Source organism: Hoylesella oralis ATCC 33269 (genome assembly GCF_000185145.2).
Classification (GTDB): domain Bacteria; phylum Bacteroidota; class Bacteroidia; order Bacteroidales; family Bacteroidaceae; genus Prevotella; species Prevotella phocaeensis.
This window is the reverse complement of the sequence record NZ_GL833119.1, coordinates 2107796-2126786: the sequence shown is the minus strand read 5'-3', so window position 1 is coordinate 2126786 and position 18991 is coordinate 2107796. Positions and strand designations below refer to the sequence as shown.

General features: G+C 44.9%; 15 protein-coding genes. 9 read left to right on the top strand and 6 right to left on the bottom strand.

What is annotated here, in order from left to right:
• Nucleotides 1–5: 5 nt before the first annotated feature.
• The 4 genes from HMPREF0663_RS11345 to pyrG are packed head-to-tail and all read right to left on the bottom strand — an operon-like array spanning nucleotide 6 to nucleotide 7130.
• Nucleotides 6–1421, bottom strand: a complete 1416-nt coding sequence (locus tag HMPREF0663_RS11345; RefSeq protein ID WP_004370697.1) for an MFS transporter — start codon at nucleotides 1419–1421, stop codon at nucleotides 6–8.
• 25 nt (nucleotides 1422–1446) lie between these two features.
• Complete coding sequence (gene dpp5 / locus HMPREF0663_RS11340; RefSeq protein ID WP_004370696.1) at nucleotides 1447–3615, bottom strand: dipeptidyl-peptidase Dpp5; 2169 nt, start codon at nucleotides 3613–3615, stop codon at nucleotides 1447–1449.
• A 16-nt stretch (nucleotides 3616–3631) separates the two neighbouring features.
• The gene (gene yidC / locus HMPREF0663_RS11335) at nucleotides 3632–5521 is read right to left on the bottom strand and encodes a membrane protein insertase YidC (protein ID WP_004370695.1); all 1890 of its coding nucleotides are present in this window, start codon (nucleotides 5519–5521) and stop codon (nucleotides 3632–3634) included.
• Nucleotides 5514–7130 carry a CTP synthase gene (gene pyrG, locus HMPREF0663_RS11330; protein ID WP_004370694.1) on the bottom strand — a complete coding sequence of 539 codons (1617 nt, stop codon included), beginning with the start codon at nucleotides 7128–7130 and terminating at the stop codon, nucleotides 5514–5516. The genes yidC and pyrG overlap by 8 nt, the downstream gene beginning before the upstream one ends.
• 123 nt (nucleotides 7131–7253) lie before the next feature.
• Between pyrG and HMPREF0663_RS11325 the strand changes: the two genes are divergently transcribed.
• Nucleotides 7254–8558 carry a DUF3078 domain-containing protein gene (locus HMPREF0663_RS11325; RefSeq protein WP_036875476.1) on the top strand — a complete coding sequence of 435 codons (1305 nt, stop codon included), beginning with the start codon at nucleotides 7254–7256 and terminating at the stop codon, nucleotides 8556–8558.
• 436 nt (nucleotides 8559–8994) lie between these two features.
• Here HMPREF0663_RS11325 and HMPREF0663_RS11320 read toward each other — a convergent pair whose 3' ends face one another.
• Entirely contained in the window at nucleotides 8995–10215 is a 1221-nt protein-coding gene (locus HMPREF0663_RS11320; RefSeq protein ID WP_004370692.1) for a clostripain-related cysteine peptidase, read from the bottom strand.
• A gap of 205 nt (nucleotides 10216–10420) precedes the next feature.
• On the bottom strand, nucleotides 10421–13057 hold the full coding sequence (locus HMPREF0663_RS11315) for a valine--tRNA ligase (RefSeq protein WP_004370691.1): 2637 nt from the start codon (nucleotides 13055–13057) through the stop codon (nucleotides 10421–10423).
• A 104-nt stretch (nucleotides 13058–13161) separates the two neighbouring features.
• Between HMPREF0663_RS11315 and mazG the strand changes: the two genes are divergently transcribed.
• The 8 genes from mazG to HMPREF0663_RS11275 all read left to right on the top strand — a co-directional run bounded on the left by mazG (nucleotide 13162) and on the right by HMPREF0663_RS11275 (nucleotide 18981).
• Entirely contained in the window at nucleotides 13162–14010 is an 849-nt protein-coding gene (mazG, locus tag HMPREF0663_RS11310; RefSeq protein WP_016665073.1) for a nucleoside triphosphate pyrophosphohydrolase, read from the top strand.
• Nucleotides 14011–14066: 56 nt separating this feature from the next.
• Nucleotides 14067–14636 carry a lipocalin-like domain-containing protein gene (locus HMPREF0663_RS11305; protein WP_004370689.1) on the top strand — a complete coding sequence of 190 codons (570 nt, stop codon included), beginning with the start codon at nucleotides 14067–14069 and terminating at the stop codon, nucleotides 14634–14636.
• A 30-nt stretch (nucleotides 14637–14666) separates the two neighbouring features.
• Nucleotides 14667–15584, top strand: a complete 918-nt coding sequence (locus HMPREF0663_RS11300) for a ribonuclease Z (protein WP_004370688.1) — start codon at nucleotides 14667–14669, stop codon at nucleotides 15582–15584.
• A gap of 107 nt (nucleotides 15585–15691) precedes the next feature.
• Entirely contained in the window at nucleotides 15692–16000 is a 309-nt protein-coding gene (locus HMPREF0663_RS11295) for a T9SS type A sorting domain-containing protein (protein ID WP_004370687.1), read from the top strand.
• A 10-nt stretch (nucleotides 16001–16010) separates the two neighbouring features.
• A complete protein-coding gene (locus HMPREF0663_RS11290) occupies nucleotides 16011–17570 on the top strand; it encodes a L,D-transpeptidase family protein (protein WP_309545631.1) in 1560 nt (519 codons plus the stop codon).
• Nucleotides 17567–18112: an RNA polymerase sigma factor gene (locus HMPREF0663_RS11285; RefSeq protein WP_004370685.1), complete on the top strand. Its 546-nt coding sequence runs from the start codon at nucleotides 17567–17569 to the stop codon at nucleotides 18110–18112. Before HMPREF0663_RS11290 ends, HMPREF0663_RS11285 begins: the two co-directional genes overlap by 4 nt.
• 47 nt (nucleotides 18113–18159) lie before the next feature.
• Nucleotides 18160–18528 carry a hypothetical protein gene (locus HMPREF0663_RS11280; RefSeq protein ID WP_004370684.1) on the top strand — a complete coding sequence of 123 codons (369 nt, stop codon included), beginning with the start codon at nucleotides 18160–18162 and terminating at the stop codon, nucleotides 18526–18528.
• A gap of 21 nt (nucleotides 18529–18549) precedes the next feature.
• Entirely contained in the window at nucleotides 18550–18981 is a 432-nt protein-coding gene (locus HMPREF0663_RS11275; protein ID WP_004370683.1) for a hypothetical protein, read from the top strand.
• The last annotated feature ends 10 nt before the right edge of the window (nucleotides 18982–18991 follow it).

The window sequence follows — 18991 nt, the reverse complement described above, 5'->3', positions numbered from 1 at the left end:
CCGTATCAACTCTTGATATTCGGCTCTTCAAGCCCGTATCCGCCTTTTTTATCAATGGCTTTCAGATAAAAACCAAGCAATAAAGCGAACACGCCGAGACTTGCGAATACCACCATCGGGACCGTATAGTTGTATTCCAAAGGATTGGTGATATTCGGATTTGTAGCTTTAAGCACACTTCCGATAATCATCGGGAAAGCATAGAGGCCGATGTTTTGGATCCAGAATATCAGTGCATAGGCGCTTCCGAGCAGTTTCTGATCGATGAGTTTGGGTACCGAAGGCCATAAAGCGGCGGGAACCAGCGAGAACGAAATGCCCAGAATAACGATGGCGGCAAGCGTGATAACAACCGATTGCGTAGCAGGTACGACGAATGCAAATACCAAATGGCACGCAATCATGAGGATTGCACCGAGGATAAGCATAGAGGCCCCCTTACCTTTACGGTCGAGATAGTTGCCCAAGAGGGGGGTAATGGCTGCTGCACCCAGCGGGAATACGAAAAACACGTAGCCGGCCTGTTTGTCCGTAAAGTCGAGATTGCACTGCAACATATTAATGGCATACTTCTGAAATGGGAAGATTGCCGAGTAATATAGTACGCACAAAAGGGCGACAACCCAAAACATCTTTGATGAAAGTATCTTGCCTATGTCGCTTACCTTGAACGGATCGTCTTTTTCTTCGGTAGCACCTTGAGCGTCGAGTCTCTTGTCCATGAAGCCATAGGCAATAAAACTGATAAGGGCGATACATACCAATAAAAGGCCTGCCGCCACCGGACGAGACACACTGACGGGATTGATAGAGGCCAAGAGAGGTGAGCCCACGACAACTACAGCCACGCCAAGACGGGCAATGGCCATCTCTACACCCATGGCAAGTGCAAGCTCATGGCCTGTAAACCACTTTACAATGCCGCGCGAAACGGTAATTCCAGCCATCTCGGTACCGCAACCGAAGACCATGAAACCTATAGCCGCGAGCTTGGCAGAAGCAGGCATACCGTCGTACCATGGTGTAATATTCCACCATACATCGGGCAGATTGAGTATACTGTCCATAAAGATTTTTAAAGAACTTGCCTCGAATGTATCGGTTACGGCAAACCAGTTGAGACCTGCTCCTATAACCATAACGATGCCCGATAGTACGGCTGTGAAGCGTACGCCCATCTTGTCGAGGATGATACCGGCGAAGATGAGGAAGAAAACGAACACATTGAGGAATGGTTCGGAGCCCGCATAATGCCCGTAGGCTACGGGATCCCAGCCGCGTTGTGTTTGCAATAAACCTTGAAGAGGCGACAAAATGTCTACGAAGATGTAGGCAAAAAACATGGCGCCTGCAAGTAATATGAGTGCAGTCCAGCGCATACTGCGGCTGTCACTCAGCTTTTGTTGAATTTGATCTGACATAGTTATGATGTTTTCTTGATTGCTTTTACTGTTTCAACCAGCGGTCGAGCCAATTGAAAAAGGTGCGTTGCCAAAGGATACCGTTCTGTGGTTTCAGCACCCAATGGTTCTCATCGGGGAAGATGAGCAGCTCTGCAGGAATACCGCGCAGGCGAGCTGCATTAAATGCTCCCATGCCCTGATTGGCATTGATGCGGTAATCTTTCTCGCCATGAATGCAGAGTATCGGCGTATCCCATTTGTCTACAAAGCGATGGGGACTGTTCCTATAGGTTCTTTCGGCGTTGGCTGTCTGGTCTTTGTTCCAGTAAGCATCGTCGTATTCCCAATTGGAGAACCATACTTCTTCTGTATCTGTGTACATCGATTCGAGGTTGAAAGCACCGTCGTGAGCGATGAAACACTTGAAACGTTTATCGTGATTTCCGGCAAGATAGTACACACTGAAGCCTCCGAAAGATGCTCCGACGGCACCGAGCCGGTCTTTATCTACGAACGGAAGGTTGGTTGTCGCGTCGTCGATGGCCGAAAGATAGTCGCGCATGCATTGTCCGGTCCAATCACCCGATATCTCTTCGTTCCATGCAGAGCCGTAACCGGGCAGTCCGCGGCGGTTCGGAGCTATGATAACATAGCCGTGTGCTGCCATAATTTGGAAGTTCCAGCGGTAGCTCCAGAACTGACTGACGGGGCTCTGTGGCCCGCCTTCGCAATAAAGTAGGGTAGGATATTTCTTCGAGACATCGAAATGAGGCGGTAAAATAATCCATACTTGCATGTCTTTACCATCGGTTGTCTTCACCCAACGTTCCTGTATCTTGCCCATTTCCAGCTGGTCGAAAATGTTTTTATTCTCATCTGTGATCTGTACAACGGCTGCTTTCTTTTCTTTCTTCGACGGTGTAACGACGAAAAGATCGTCGGGATGCGACATTGAGTGGCGTGTAGCGAGCAATTTACCGGTATTGCCGAGCATTTGAATAGTACCGTAATCGTTCCATCCTTCGGTCATCTGTTTCACTTCGCCGGCGAGATTGGTCTGATAGATGTTCACTGTAGCGTGCCAACATCCCGTGAAATACAGTGTTCGAGAGTCGTTTGCCCATGTATAGGCATCCACATTGCTGTCGAATTTCTCGGTTATATACTTCTTGGAAGCATCGGCCAACGAGAATATGCATAAGCGGTTACGGTCGCTTTCATAGCCGTCGCGCGCCATACTTTGCCATGCTATGTATTTTCCGTCGGGCGAGAAAGACGGGTTGATGTCGTATCCGACGCTGAAATCTCCATCCTGTCGGTTCACTGCTTGGTCTTTCATAGACTTTGTAGCATCTATATTGGGCTCTTTATAGCCTGCTGGTTTACAGAGATTTCGGGTTTCTTGCGTGTCTATATTATATAGGTAGATGTCGGAGTCGGTAGAAATGGCATATCCGACTCCTTCCTTTTTTCGGCATGTGTAGGCTATGTATTTGGAATCGGGACTCCAACAAAGTTGCTCGATACCGCCGAACGGTGCCATCGGACATTCGTACGGTTCGCCGTTGAGGATATCTTTACCGTCGCTGATGCCGTTCTCTGTCACCTCTGCAACGAAAGGATGAGCGATTGTTTCCACGTAATGATCCCAATGACGGTAGTTCATATCTGTAACAAGCCTACCGGTTGCCAACGGTAAATCATTGGGATTGGCCTTGATTGTGCCGTGGTAAGGGATGGATTTTATCAGAATTACATGCTTTCCATCGGGCGAAAACTTAAATCCTTCGATATCTGTTTTGCTATTGGTAAGCTGTTTACGGCTGCTACCGTCGGCATTCATGCTCCATAACTGCCCGTCACGCAGGAAAGCGATCTTACTTCCGTTACCGATCCATGCGGCATCTGTCTCGTTCTCAGCCGATGTCGTAAGCTGTTTTTTATTCTTTCCGTCGGCATCAGACACATAAAGTATTTGGTGCCCTTTATTCTCTTTTACGCTGTAATAGCCTACTTGGTAAACAATTTTCTTACCGTCCGGTGAGGCCGAAACACCGCTTATTCTTCCCATAGCCCATAAGGCTTCCGGTGTCATGAGGTCGCTCTGCAGCTTAATATTGTTCTTTTGAATGTTCACAGTTGTGCCTTGTCCTTTGGCAAGGCTGCCGCCCATCATGAGGACAGCAGTTGCCATAATAAATGTCCTGTACATATATTATGAGTTAAAATCATTTACGTTTGCGGTTCAACTCTTCTCGTTTACGCTGCATTTCCTGCTGTTGCTGCTGCATAGCCTGCAGACGTGCCGCAAGTCCGCTCATCTTTTGCGGATTATCTTTATTCTCTTTGTAGCGTGCTTCCAGTGTGGCCAGCAGCTTTTCATCGTTGGTCGTCTTACGCAATGCCCACATGATAGCTGCGCTGAAGAACAGAGATATGAAGTAATAGAAGTTAAGACCGGAAGAATAGTCGTTGAACATGAAGAAGAAGAATACCGGCATCAGATACATCATCCACTGCATCATCTTCATTTGTTCGGCCTGTGCGCCTACCATCTGGTCGCGCTGTTGGCGCATCGTCATCCAGCTGTAGAGCAGGTTGGCCACACAGAAAAGGATACAAGTCAGTGATAGATGATCGCCGATAAGCCATATATTGTGTCCCCATTCCCAAATAGGATCATAGGTACTTAGGTCTTTTATCCACAGAAAACTTTGACCTCGCAGCTGTATAGCGTTCGGTACGAAGTTGAACATGGCAATCCAAATGGGCATTTGTATCAGCATCGGCAGGCATCCCGACAACGGACTCACGCCGTATTTGGCGTATTCGCTCATCATGGCCTGTTGCTTTTGCATCTGATCTTCGGGCTTGTTGAATTGCGCTGTGGCCGCATCAAGTTTCGGTTTCAGTACACGCATCTTCGCTGAACTCATATAACTCTTCTTCACCATAGGATATGTAATGAGCTTAAGCAGCAATGTGATCATGATAAGCACGACACCCATCGGGAATACTTTCGATAGCCAGTCGAAGACATAGATGGTAAACCACCGGTTGATGATGCGGAACAACGGCCACCCGAGGTACACAAGGCGCTGCAACTGCAGGTCTTTACCGAAAGTACTCTCGGTCTCTATGCGCTGAAGAAGGCGGAAGTCGTTAGGTCCGTAGTAGAACTCGAATTCGGAAGGCATCTTGCCCGACGGATCGAAAAACGTCTTCATCTTGGCTTCGTATTGCTTCAGATAACCGCTGCCTTTCTCTTGTGGGATGCTTGTCATCATAGAGTTTGCCGAGAAGTTGTTCTTGGCAATCATCACAGCCGAGAAGAATTGGTTCTTGAAAGCTACCCAATCGATCTTGTCTTCAATCGTTTCGTCGACGTTTTCTTTAGTCTCATTCAGATAATCAGTGCCGCCCTCCACGTTGTGATAGGTCAGTGTAGCGTATCGATTTTCAAAGGTAAATCCCTTTTCTTGCTGCCTGCATTTGTCTTTCCAGTCCACATCCATCGTGTTAGTGTTGGGGGCAAAGAGACCTGCCATGCCGTTAACGCTCATCTTCATGCTTAGCAAATAATCCGTGCCCAAACGGTATGCGAGCGTTATGTTTTTGCCATTGCCTGCCTGTGCCGTAAATGTAACAGTGCTATCTGTAACGTCTGACGGCACGAAAAACAAATCTGCCGTAGAAATATTGGTTTCTTTGGCCGTGAGCGTATAGTTCATGTATTGGTCGGCGGCATCGAACAGCGTTACATTTGCATTGCCGTTGCGGTCTTTGAAACCACGGATAACCGCCTTTTCTACGGTGGCTCCTTTCGAATTAAGTGTCAGTTCGAGCTTATTATTTTTTAAGATAATCTTTTCAGATTGTCCTTGAAGCGCTGCATGAAATAGGGCAGAAGTGTCTTCTAATTCCTTTTCTTTGCTTTCGGCCTGCATCTGCAAGGTCTTTTGTTTCTTCAAAATCTCTGCTTTTTCCTTTTCTGCAGCAGCGACAGAATCTTTTCGTACCGCAGCTGCACGTTCTTCGGCAGAAGGTTGCGACCACCATGTATAACCGAAGAGTACGACGGCTATCAGTACGAAACCGATAATATTATTCTTATCCATGAGTTACTTTCTTATTCTCTATTGCAGTTTTAATAAAATCGACGAACAGCGGATGTGGTTTCAGAACTGTGCTCTGATATTCCGGATGGAACTGTGTACCGATATACCATTTAAGACTTGGTATCTCTACAATCTCCACCAAATCGCTTTCGGGGTTCCGTCCAACGCACATCATGCCTTCTTTTTCGAATTCTTTTTGATATGAGTTGTTGAATTCGTAGCGGTGCCGATGGCGCTCTTGTATATGTTCTTGTTTATATATATCGAACACGCGCGAACCTTGTTTCAATACACATTCGTAAGCACCGAGGCGCATCGTGCCGCCCATATTGGTGATATTTTTCTGTTCTTCCATGATATCGATCACGTTGTGCTCGGTCTTTTCGTCCATTTCACGGCTGTTGGCATCAGCATATCCCAATACGTTTCTTGCAAATTCTATTACCATCATTTGCATTCCGAGACATATGCCGAATGTGGGGATGTCGTGCGTACGAGTGTAATGTGCTGCAACAATCTTGCCTTCAATGCCCCTTTGTCCGAAGCCCGGACATATTACAATGCCGTTGAGTCCTGTCAATTGCTCCGCTACATTTTCTTCTGTCAGCTTTTCAGAGTTGATAAAGACGAGTTTGGTCTTGCGGTCGTTATAAGTGCCGGCTTGAGAAAGGCTTTCGCGAATGCTCTTATATGCGTCTTGTAGGTCGTATTTGCCCACGAGACCAATACTAACTTCCTCCGTAGCTTTGTTACGACGTTCGAGAAATTTACGCCACGGACCTAACGAAGGTTTTTCGCCTATTTCCATTCCCATCTTCTTCAAAATGGCTGTGTCGAGCCCTTGAGCCTGCATACTCACGGGGACTTCGTAGATACTTGGTAAGTCTTCGCTCTGGATTACGCAGTCGAAATCGACGTTACAAAAACCTGCAACCTTTTTTAGAATGGCTTCGTTGAGATGCTTCTCCGTGCGCAAAACGAGTACATCGGGCTGTATTCCGATGCTTTGAAGTTCCTTTACGCTGTGTTGAGTGGGCTTGGTTTTCAGTTCTTGTGCGGCTTTCAAATAAGGTACATAGGTAAGATGCACGCACAAGGCGTTCTTTCCGAGTTCCCATTTCAGCTGTCTGATAGCCTCGAGGAACGGAGTCGACTCGATATCACCTACGGTTCCGCCAATTTCGGTGATAACGAAATCGTAATGATATTTCTTGCCTAACAGTTTTACATTGCGCTTGATTTCGTCGGTGATATGCGGTATAACCTGAATGGTCTTACCCAAATAGTCGCCCCGGCGCTCTTTGTCGATCACCGATTTATATATTCTGCCGGTGGTAAGCGAATTGGCTTTAGTGGTCTGAATACCGGTAAACCGTTCGTAATGCCCCAAATCGAGGTCTGTCTCCATGCCGTCTACCGTAACATAACACTCGCCGTGTTCGTATGGGTTGAGCGTTCCGGGATCGATGTTTATATAAGGATCGAACTTTTGAATGGTGATGTTGTAGCCTCTTGCCTGTAAAAGTTTGCCGATAGAAGAAGAAATTATTCCTTTTCCAAGTGAGGAAACCACGCCTCCGGTGACGAAGATATATTTTGTTTCTGTCACAATTAAAGATGTTTTTTATATATAAATATGATGATACAACGTGCAAAGTTAGTACAAAAAAGCGAACTATACAAACAACTTCTAATTTTTATTATTACCTTTGCACACATAAAAAACGTGAATATGAAACTTAGATATTCAGTATTGATATTATGCCTGTTTGCCGTACTTGTCGGTCGGGCGCAGTATCGGGGTAGGAGTGTCGGTCATCGTAGCGATTCTTTGTCAAGTTTCGTACGTCATTATTTAGACTCGCTTCACTGCAGCAAGGCTCGTTTAGATTCGGTTATGCGCGCCGATACGTTGTATAAATCGTTTCAAAACCCCGATGGCAGGTTTGCAAGACTGTTCGTTCCAACCATGTTTTATCATGGCATAATCTCGCGAAAGTTTGCTCTTGATCCTGATAAAAGCAGCAGATCGGATGTCGATTTGCAGGTAGATAATGCGTTATTGTATATTTATTATCATCGACCAGACCTCGTTTTGGGCTCTCAGAGCATGCTCGATAATATCGGACCTCTATTATCTTCCGATCCTACACCTATCGCCACGCGTCCGAATATAGTAGATAAGGTGGCGCCAAATCCAGATGAACCGGTTGTAGAGCCCATAAACTTGATGGTAAAACGTCCTAACTTCTGGAAATTTAACGGCGATTATTACCTGCAATTCTTACAGAATTATATCTCCGGAAATTGGTACAAAGGGGGCGAAAGCACTTTCTCAATGCTGGGTTCTGTAACGTTGCAGGCCAATTACAATAACAAACAGAAGGTGAAGTGGGAGAATAAATTAGAAATGAAGCTTGGTTTTCAGACGGCAAGAAGCGACTCTTTGCATCCCTTGAAGACTAATAACGACCAGATAAGATACACGGGTAAGCTCGGACTTCAGGCTTCCAAGCACTGGTATTATACCATCCAGTTCATTGCATACACACAGTTTATGCGTGGATATAATAGCAATTCTACAATTGTATTTTCCGATTTTATGTCTCCGTTGAACCTTAATCTGTCTATCGGTATGGACTATAATATGAATTTTTTTAAGAACCGTCTTACCGGAAGCATTCATCTGGCGCCGCTGGCCATTAATTATAAATATGTGAATCGCCCCGATTTGGCCGGACGTTATGGCATAGATGCCGGCCATCGTCATAAAACTGATTATGGTTCAGAGGTGAATATTGACTTTAATTGCAAACTGTCGTCAATGATAAACTGGCGTTCTCGGCTTTATGGATTTACATCTTACAAGCGTTCGGAGATAGAATGGGAGAACACGATAGGCTTTCAATTCAATAAATACATATCGAGTAATCTTTATATTTTTCCACGTTTCGACGATAGCCGTGGCCGAGACGACCATCATGGCTACTGGGAATTTAAGGAATATTTCTCGGTCGGCTTCACTTATTCCATGTAATAGGCTCACTTCTTAAACTCTGCATTTGTTGCAGATATAGAAAGTAAACGGCTTGAGTGCTTTGATTACGTAAAACCCCTGCGGTGCATTCGCTTTTCGAGTGCACCGCAGGGGTAGGTATGGATATGGATTAATGGATTACAGATGTAAATCCTATTACAGACAGACGGTATATTTGTGAGCCTTAGATGGTTATTCTAAGGCCCTTTAATTACATGCCTGTTTGAGCCGGTTGTAAGGAGCCTACGCTGAAAGAGTTATAAAATTATGTGCCACAACATACTTCGTCATCTTTTATTCGTATTTCCGTCTCAATTCGAAGATACAAATAGAGTTGTTGTTCCGCATGCAAATCAGCTTCCCATAGGGCACTTAGAAGATAAAATTATCGCTCTAAGCGCCTCAGTAGAGATAGCAGAAGGGAGACTCTTGCCGGCTATTCGTGCGTTGCTTTCCACCAAGAAGTTTTTTGTACTCCCTTTAAAGCGGTGGTATTTTGTGTAGGATCGGAGATCGTGATACCTGAATAATTCTTCACATTTATATATATAGGCGTGTTGTAAAGGTAGGAATACAGTCGCTCTGTGGTAGCTGTAGCACGGATAGCTTTCGAAAGTGTGGTCGTGAATGTACTGTATTGCGCGCTTTTACCGTCGAGACGTTTCACATAGTCGCCCATGTCGTAGAAGATAGTTGAATGAAATCCGTCGAGTACTTGTAGACTGTCGCGCAGTGATTCGTCGAAAGTATTTTTGGCATTTATCTTTTTCATGGCATCGGCAAGCGACTCCATCTGTCGGCAGTCTATAACAGAGAGGGCACCACATGGCACCGTATAGTTCTTATAAAAGTTGTTGAACTGCGATACAGCCGTGGTATAATTGGGCACACCTGCACACAGACTGCTCCACATCGACTTGTATGGCATGCCAATAACTATGACCTCGCTGGTCGAGGCAATAAGGAAATTTGTGGCATTTCGCAATTCGTAGGCCGTTTCTGCATTGGCCATGTAGCAATCATCGAAGAGTATATACTGCATCTTGATACCTGTATCTGCGATACCTTGAGCAAGTGTGCTCACATCTGTGGCATAATTGGCAATATCATCCACGCTCCCGTAGAAGCGAGTTTTCATATACGATGTCGTTGGCTGGTCGTAAAATTGAAACTTCTTGGCATAGTTAGGATAGTTTTCCCAAATATCTTTCTGCGTCCAACCTGTACCATGACAGCCTATGATCATGGCATAATTAAGGGCAGGGGCATATTGTGCCGTCTCCGAAACTATCTGTTTGATACCGTCGGCAGTAGTGTAAACGGTGTTGCCCGAATATTCTTTGATGGGCGTATGCGTACATTTCCCGTTATCGTAGTTTATTTCGTAAAGGTTAGAGCTCGAAGCCGTGTTGCTCAGGAATACCAACACACGGCAGCCGTTGAGCCCTTTGTTGGCGATGATGCCGGCTTCTATACTGTCGAGATTTTGCTGAAAAAAACTGTAAAGACCGTTTGAAGTGGCGGAACCCGACCAAGGCATGTACACAAGGATGGTCTGTTTGGTGTAATTGTCTGCAGAATTGTCGTCGCTGTCGCTGCATGATGAAATGCTGAAAACGATGATACATATAGCCCATAGGGCGATTAGCTTTTTCATATTTGATTTGTTTGATGTATAAAAGTTATAAGCCTGTTTTCTAAAAGAGATGGAAACAGGCACCGAAAATGTGGTGTGAAATCTTGCCGTCGGCACTATGTGGTAATGTAGTGTATCATTGGTGACAGTCGTAATGTGCCTGCATGGGGATTACGGCTGCACCCGATACGGTTGAATGAAATTGCGAATAAGGATGGCAGAACTGCTATTTGTTCTTCAATTCTGCAATAGATACCTTCAGTGCAGCTATCTTTTCTTCGGAGTCGCTCTGCTTCTTACGCTCCAAAGACACTACTGCTTCAGGCGCATGAGCCATGAACTTTTCATTGGAAAGTTTACGTTTAACGCTTTCGAGGAATTTCTCTAAGTGCTCGAGTTGCGCCTGCTGCTTGGCGATTTCCGCCTCTATATCAATCAGATTGCCCACAGGGATGGAAAATTCATCGGTGCCTATCATGAACTGTGCGGCATCGGTAGCCTTTTCGGCCACGGTCTCTATGCTGCTCAGGTTGGCCATCTTGGCGATGATATCGTTATATCTATCGAAGTTGTTTGTACCTATGGCCTGCAGTACAAGGCTGTCTTTCGGCGATATATTCTTCTGATTGCGCACCATACGTACATTGCTAACGATCTGTTTCACGAGCTCTATGTCGGCTGAAAGGCCGTTTTCCGCTTCTGAAGGGGCTGTAATCTCCAACTTCTCATGCATGATAGACTCACCATTCTTGCGGTCACAGGTGTGTTGCCATAGTTCCTCAGTGATGAAAGGCATGAAAGGATGGAGCATTTTCAGTAGAATATCGAAGAACAGAAGCGTATTCTCATAGGTTTGTTTGTCGATAGGAACGCCGTAAGCAGGCTTGATCATTTCGAGATACCAACTGGAGAATTCGTCCCAGAACAGGCGGTAAACAACCATCAATGCCTCGCTGATACGGTATTTATCGAACAAATCGTTCAGTTCTTTGTTCGTGATACGCAGTTTGGCTTCGAACCATTGTGTAGCAAGACGGTTGGTGTGGGGCTGTTCTTTATCGGCGATTTGCCAACCTTTTATTAGGCGGAAGGCATTCCAAATCTTGTTGTTGAAGTTACGTCCTTGCTCGCAAAGACTCTCATCGAATAGAATATCGTTGCCTGCAGGGGCCGAAAGCATCATTCCCATACGTACTCCGTCGGCGCCGTATTTATCGATCAGCATGAGCGGATCGGGCGAATTGCCAAGACTTTTCGACATCTTGCGCCCTAATTTGTCGCGAACGATACCGGTAAAGTAAACATGTTTAAACGGCATCTGGCCGCGGTATTCGTATCCGGCCATAATCATACGGGCTACCCAGAAGAAGATTATGTCCGGTCCTGTGACAAGATCAGACGTCGGATAGTAGTAATTTATTTCTTTGTTGTTAGGGTTATTGATGCCATCGAATACGGATATCGGCCATAGCCAGCTTGAAAACCACGTGTCTAGGCAGTCTTCGTCTTGCTCAAGGTCGGTCTTTGTCAGCGTTGCATCTCTTTTTTGCGCCTCTACAAGTGCCTTCTCGGCAGTTTCCGCCACCACATATTCGCGCTTACCTGCTATAGTGAAGTAGTATGCAGGGATACGATGTCCCCACCAGAGCTGCCGGCTGATACACCAGTCTTTGATGTTTTCGAGCCAATGACGATAGGTGTTCTTGTATTTGGAGGGATAAAATTTGATGTTATCATCCATAACCGGCTGTAATGCAATGTCTGCAAAATGCTGCATTTTAAGGAACCATTGCGTAGAAAGTTTCGGTTCTATTGGTACATTGGTACGCTCTGAGTAGCCTACTTTATTATTGTAATCCTCTATTTTCTCCATCAAACCGGCATCTTGCAGGTCTTTTGCGATCTGTTTTCGTACATCCATGCGGTCCATACCTACGTATAAGCCGGCTGCTTCGGACAGGGTACCGTTGTCATTGAATATGTCTATCGTTTCCAGCCCGTGCTTCAAACCAAGGTTGTGGTCGTTGATGTCGTGGGCGGGAGTAACTTTTAAACAGCCCGTACCGAACTCTATATCCACATAATCGTCCTCGATGACAGGGATTTCGCGCCCTACCAACGGCACAATAACGTGCTTGCCTTTGAGCCATGTGTTCTTCGCATCGTTGGGATTGATACACATTGCCGTGTCTCCCATGATGGTTTCGGGGCGGGTGGTGGCAACGATAGCATACTTATTCGGTTCCTCTACGACTTTATAGCGCAAGTAATAAAGTTTGGAGTGTTCGTCTTTATAAACCACCTCTTCATCGGATAACGCCGTTTGAGCCTGCGGATCCCAGTTCACCATGCGCACTCCGCGATAAATAAGTCCTTTGTTGTAAAGGTCTACAAATACCTTGATTACGCTTTCGGAGCGCGTTTTGTCCATGGTGAATGCCGTACGATCCCAGTCACAACTGGCTCCCAACTTGCGCAACTGTTGCAGAATGATGCCGCCATGTTCATGTGTCCAGTCCCATGCATGCTCCAGAAATTGGTCGCGTGTGATATCTGTTTTTTTGATACCTTGTTCAGCTAATTTGTTTACAACCTTTGCCTCGGTGGCAATAGAAGCGTGGTCAGTGCCGGGAACCCAACAGGCATTCTTGCCTTTCATACGTGCCCGTCGCACGAGAATATCTTGAATGGTATTGTTAAGCATGTGCCCCATGTGCAGTACCCCTGTGACATTGGGAGGCGGTATTACCACAGTATAAGGTTCACGGTTATCGGGTTTCGAACTAAAGAGTTTATTGTCGAGCCAGTATTGATACCATTTCGACTCCACATCTTTCGGATCGTACTTACTTGCTAATTCCATATTTATTCGATATCTTATTATTATTTATTTTCTATAAAAACGTTGCAAAAGTACTAAATTTCCATCTAAATTGATTACTTTTGCGGAATAAATTGTGGTATAATATGCATACGAGAGAGGAAAAGCTACATGCTTTCGCACGTTTGCTTATGGTTCAGGAGCGTTTGCGCAAGGAATGTCCTTGGGATAGCAAGCAAACAAACCAGAGTCTTCGGCCGAATACGATCGAAGAAGTGTACGAGTTGTGCGACGCTTTAATAAAAGAAGACCGCGTAAATATATGCAAAGAACTCGGAGATGTAATGGAACATGTGCTGTTTTATTCCATTTTAGGCGAGGAAGATGGTGATTTCGATATTGCAGATATATGTAATAAGGAAGCCGACAAGTTGATGTTTCGTCATCCTTTTATCGATTGGACGGGCTGGGAAGGTAATCCTAAGGACGGTAAACATACCGACAACGATGTGAGTAAGCCTGAAACGAGCCAACAGGTAGAAGAAACATGGGAACAAATCAAGCAACGTGAGAAAGATGGAAATAAGAGTGTGCTTGCCGGTGTGCCCGATGCATTGCCATCGCTGATAAAGTCTTATCGTATTCAAGATAAGGCTCGTAACGTAGGTTTCGACTGGGAAAAGAAAGAAGATGTATGGGATAAGGTGCGTGAAGAGCTTTCCGAACTCGAAGAAGAGTTGCGAAAAGAAGACAAAGAAGGCTCTACGCGTGAGTTAGGCGACTTTCTTTTCAGTGTTATCAATGCGGCACGTCTTTATCATCTTAATCCCGATAATGCCTTGGAACTTACAAATCAGAAGTTTATACGTAGGTTCAATTACATAGAAAAACATACTTTAAAAGTAGGAAAACCATTGACCGAAATGACTTTAAGCGAGATGGACGCTCTGTGGAACGAGGCTAAAAAAGATGAAGATAATATGCATTCATGTTGAATGCACACTTGTTGATAAAAATAAACATTTTGAATTCCAATCAAAAATACGATTAAATGAAACAAATAAGAAAATATCTATTAGGCGTAGTTGTATCGGCGATGTTGACAATTTGCTTATTTTCTTGCAATAACAAGAAATCTGCAGGACAGCAACAGCATGATGGTAATGCTGATGCGGAAATGGAAAACGATTCTACGATTTATGGTGTTTGCGGTGAAGACATGGGGATGAGCACGTTCGCATTGATTACCGATCAAGGCGATACGTTAACCATGGTACTCGAAGGTGGTGACAATTCCGAGGTTAAAGGTGGAAAGATGCCCGGCGACAGGCTTGCTGTAATCGCATTAAAGAATACGGATGGTGAAAATATAGTGCGAAATGCCATCAATATAACTACCTTATTGGGCAAATGGATGAGCATAGACAAGAATTTCGAGATACAAGAAGGTGGCGATGTAAAGTCGTTTGTCAAGGCCGAAAGCAACCCTTGGACCGCATGGAAGATACTCAATGGGCGCTTGCTTTTGAACCGCGATACCTTTGACATCGATGTTTTAGGAGCCGATTCGTTATGTCTTGAGAATAAAAGCGGCATATTTGCTTACAAAAGACAGAAGTAATCAGCCGGTTTCTTTATCCGGTCGTTCGGCATGGAACCATTCAAAATTCATATTTTAGGGTGCGGCAGTGCGTTGCCAACCCTACGGCATTCGGCGTCGTCTCAGGTTGTTGAGATGCGTGGAAAGTATTTTATGATAGATTGCGGCGAGGGTACACAGGTACAATTGCGCCGGTCTCGTATCAGTTTCACCAAGATCAACAGCGTGTTCATATCCCATTTGCACGGAGATCATTGCCTCGGTCTCATCGGTATGATATCGACTTTTGGCATGTTGGGGCGCACATCTCCGTTTCATGTTTATGCACCTATCGAGTTCGAATCGTTGTTCTATCGGCAGTTGGAATTGTTTTGTCATGGTTTGGATTTCGATGTAACGTTCCATGGAGTAGATACAACGGGAAACAAAGTGGTTTTCGAAGACCGCAGTCTGACCGTGGAAACAATACCGTTAGATCATCGTATTGCCTGTTGCGGTTATCTTTTCCGCGAAAAGCCTACACGTCGGCACATCTTACGTGATATGATCGATTGTTATGAAATTCCTGTTTCGCAAATCAATAATATAAAGAATGGCGCCGATTGGGTAACACCTAATGGCGATATAGTGCCCAATAGCAGGCTTACGAGAGAGCCCGATCCGCCACGTTCGTATGCTTATTGCAGCGATACCCGATATATTTCCACGCTTCATCGGTTAGTGAAAGGAGTCGACCTGTTATATCATGAGTCGACATACGGCAACGACAGCATTGAGAGAGCCAAACTATACTACCACAGTACGGCTACTCAAGCCGCTGCAGTTGCACGCGATGCCGGCGTCGGTAAACTGTTGCTCGGCCATTATAGTGCCCGTTATGAAGACGAAAACGTATTGCTCGATGAAGCTAAAGCTATTTTTCCGCAGAGTTATTTGAGTGAGGAAGGAATGATATTCGACGTTAAATAATGCTAATTATACAATAAGTTTATAATTGATGTCTATTAAATACCGATAATTCTTTTTATCTTTGCCTTGCACAAAATATTTTTTTTAAGGCACAAACATGTACGTATATGATTAAAAAGATACTTCCGATATTTTTCGCAGCAGCTTTGTTTGTAGGAGTTCCAACTACGATGTATGCCAATCAGGCTATAGAAATCATTGAGAATGATTTCGATGAAGTTTCGATATCCGTAAGTGGTTCGGTGCTTCATGTTACCGGTGCGAACGGCCAAAATCTGCAGGTGTATAACGTAGCTGGCGTTTGTGTGATGAATATAAAGGTAGACGGGCAGGACAAACGCTTTGATATGAACCTGCCAAAGGGTTGCTATATCATCAAAATAGGGAGAACTGTAAGAAAAATCTCTATCAGGTAACACTAATCTCTTGAGGTTTTTTAAGTATATTTTGGCCTGCTTTCTTGTGGTGTATATTGTATCGGCATGCCATAAGAAGGTTACCAATCCGAACCATGATTTGACGATAGAGGCGTTTTCCGAATGGAAAACGGCCGGTTATGCTATAAAGTCGCACCGGATATCCGCATATCTAAGTCGAATAGGCAGTATGGATAAAGACACTACATGGGCAGACTATCGCACACGTGCATACTATCTAAGCAAAGGAAAGTTTTTGTGGATTACCCGCAATGGGGTAGACTGTCGTGCAGACAGCTTGCTTGCGTTTCTCAAAACGGTATCTGAGATGGGCTTTTCGCCTCGTAAGTTTCGGGCGCAGACGATAGAAGATGACTTGACACACCTGCGCAGTTTGAATGTCGACGCGGCGAAGTATGATATCAACAGGTTGCTGGCGCGCCTCGAATATAATCTGACCAAAGCATATTTGCGATACACTGCGGGCCAGCGTTTCGGCTTTATGAACCCGAAACGCATATTCAATCGCCTTGATGTTTATGAGCCCGACAGCTTGCATAAGTCGTTCCGCGGACTTTATGATATACCTATGGAACTTGCAGGAAAGCTGTTTTTCGAAGCTGCATTGCGAAAGATCGGAAACGATAGCGTGGCTCAATTTCTTCATGAGGTACAGCCACAAAATCCACTTTATGTTTCTTTGTTGAACAGGCTGAAGCAATGTAGTACGCAGACCGAGCGCATAAAAATGCTTTGTAATATGGAACGCTGCCGTTGGAGGCTTTATGATTATCCGTGGAGGCACCGTAAGTATGTGCTTGTCAATATCCCTTCCTTTCATTTGCGGGCCGTAGACCAAGACAGTGTATTAGAAATGAAGATAGGATGTGGCTCTTTAGAAACCAAAACTCCGCTGCTTACGAGCCGTATCATGCGCATGGATTTAAATCCCCAGTGGGTTATACCGCGCAGTATCGTTAGGAAAAGCATCGCTAATCATGCGGGCGACAGTGCCTATTTCGCTTCTCATCGCTATTATGTACGTGAGCGTAAAACGATAAAGCGTATTCCTGTCAGCCTTGTTTCGCGGAGTATGCTCAACAGTTCCGACTATTTTGTGATACAAGAGGGTGGAGAAGGCAATGCTTTAGGGCGCATTATTTTCCGTTTCAACAATAACTTTTCGGTGTTCCTTCATTATACTTCCGCTCCCGGAGTGTTCGAACAGAGCAGTCGCGACGTATCTCATGGTTGTGTACGTGTAGAGAAACCTTTAGATCTTGCGGTATTTCTTTTGAAGAATAAAGATGAGAAAATTATCGAAAAGATAAGGTATTCCATGACTGTAGACCTCGGTAACCAGCGCGATAAGGGGCAAAGAGGTGTGGAATTTCGACCACCTGTGGATAAAAGTAAGCTGATCGGTTCGCTGAAAGTGGAACCGGAAGTGCCGTTGTTTATAACTTATTATACTCTTTATCCCGATCGGTACGGACAGTTGGAGGAGTTCCCAGACGTGTATGGTTATGACCGTGTGATATATAATTATTTGGGGAATTACACGAAATGACATACGATGAGAGGCGAATATTAAAGGAATTGGCCGATCCGAAGACACAGCGAACGGCGTTTTCTGTTTTGGTCAGCCGGTACAGCGAACCGCTGTATTGGAAAATACGCCGTATCGTATTGGAGCATGAAGATACGAACGATATTCTTCAAAATACTTTCATCAAGGCGTGGAATAATATTGAAGACTTTCAAAACAGGTCGAAAATCTCTACTTGGCTTTACCGGATCGCCATTAATGAGGCACTTGATTTCCTGCGAAAGCAAAAGAGTACGTCTCTTGTCAGTGCCGATGAAGATGGTTCCGTGGCTAATAGACTGATGGCCGACGAGTATTTCGATGGCGACGAAACGCAGGCACAGTTGCAACAGGCCATTGCCCTATTACCCGAAGTGCAGCGCACTGTGTTCAATCTACGCTATTTCGACGAAATGAAATATTCGGAAATGAGCGAACTCCTCAATACGAGCGAGGGTGCTCTGAAGGCCAGCTATCACCTTGCGGTGAAGAAAATAACCGAATATTTTAGGCATAATGATTAAACTTTCTGCAGGCTCTAACGTCAAAACAATGTAAGGAGAGAAGAACAATGGATAAGGAAGAAAGATTTCTGAAAGAGCATTTAGGAGCGGAACAACCGTTCCGTGTGCCCGATGGATATTTCGACAACCTGCCCGATCGTATAATGGAAAGGCTGCCGGAACGCCGTGCTCGTATAGTCGCCATGCACCGGAAGTTACGTTATCGCTATGGGATAGTCGGCATGGCAGCGGCAAGTGTGTGTGCTGTTGTATTCGGATTGAACTTGTTTTTGTCCAAACACGATGCACAGTCGCACCGTCTTGTCGGTACGCAGGAGGAATATGCTTCATCAAATTCATACAATATCATCGATCAGACAGCCGACTATTCGATGCTTGATAATGAAGATATCTATGCTTACGTTTCGAATTATTAAACATAAAAACTCAAAATTAAATTGAAAAAGATACTCGTTATATTCATAGCAATGGCTCTCTTGCATGTTTCGGAAGCCGATGCACAGGGGCCAAGACCATTTGATCCCGCTAAATTCCAAGCCGATTTAGAGCAATTCATTACTATGGAAGCAGCCTTGACTCCGCAAGAAGCTGCCGATTTTTTCCCTTTGTATCGCGAGATGAGGAAGAAACAAATGGTGTTCTTCGATGATGACAGGCGTTTTAAACATGTAGATCTGACCGACGATAAGGCGTGTGAGTCGGCCATACGCCGGCATGATAGCAATGATATCAAGATGAAAGAGATACAGCAAGAATACCATAATAAGTTCCTGCGCATACTGCCTGCCGGCAAAGTTTTCCGTATCATTCGGGCTGAGGATAGGTTTCATCGGCAGATGTTCAAACGTGTGATCGGTCATCGTAAATAAACCTGTCGCA

What these genes read in the sequence shown, in the direction of transcription:
- HMPREF0663_RS11345 (WP_004370697.1), bottom strand. Translation starts at nt 1,421, where the DNA reads ATGTCAGATCAAATTCAACAAAAGCTGAGTGACAGCCGCAGTATGCGC.
- dpp5 (WP_004370696.1), bottom strand. Translation starts at nt 3,615, where the DNA reads ATGTACAGGACATTTATTATGGCAACTGCTGTCCTCATGATGGGCGGC.
- yidC (WP_004370695.1), bottom strand. Translation starts at nt 5,521, where the DNA reads ATGGATAAGAATAATATTATCGGTTTCGTACTGATAGCCGTCGTACTC.
- HMPREF0663_RS11325 (WP_036875476.1), top strand. Translation starts at nt 7,254, where the DNA reads ATGAAACTTAGATATTCAGTATTGATATTATGCCTGTTTGCCGTACTT.
- HMPREF0663_RS11320 (WP_004370692.1), bottom strand. Translation starts at nt 10,215, where the DNA reads ATGAAAAAGCTAATCGCCCTATGGGCTATATGTATCATCGTTTTCAGC.
- HMPREF0663_RS11315 (WP_004370691.1), bottom strand. Translation starts at nt 13,057, where the DNA reads ATGGAATTAGCAAGTAAGTACGATCCGAAAGATGTGGAGTCGAAATGG.
- mazG (WP_016665073.1), top strand. Translation starts at nt 13,162, where the DNA reads ATGCATACGAGAGAGGAAAAGCTACATGCTTTCGCACGTTTGCTTATG.
- HMPREF0663_RS11305 (WP_004370689.1), top strand. Translation starts at nt 14,067, where the DNA reads ATGAAACAAATAAGAAAATATCTATTAGGCGTAGTTGTATCGGCGATG.
- HMPREF0663_RS11300 (WP_004370688.1), top strand. Translation starts at nt 14,667, where the DNA reads ATGGAACCATTCAAAATTCATATTTTAGGGTGCGGCAGTGCGTTGCCA.
- HMPREF0663_RS11295 (WP_004370687.1), top strand. Translation starts at nt 15,692, where the DNA reads ATGATTAAAAAGATACTTCCGATATTTTTCGCAGCAGCTTTGTTTGTA.
- HMPREF0663_RS11285 (WP_004370685.1), top strand. Translation starts at nt 17,567, where the DNA reads ATGACATACGATGAGAGGCGAATATTAAAGGAATTGGCCGATCCGAAG.
- HMPREF0663_RS11280 (WP_004370684.1), top strand. Translation starts at nt 18,160, where the DNA reads ATGGATAAGGAAGAAAGATTTCTGAAAGAGCATTTAGGAGCGGAACAA.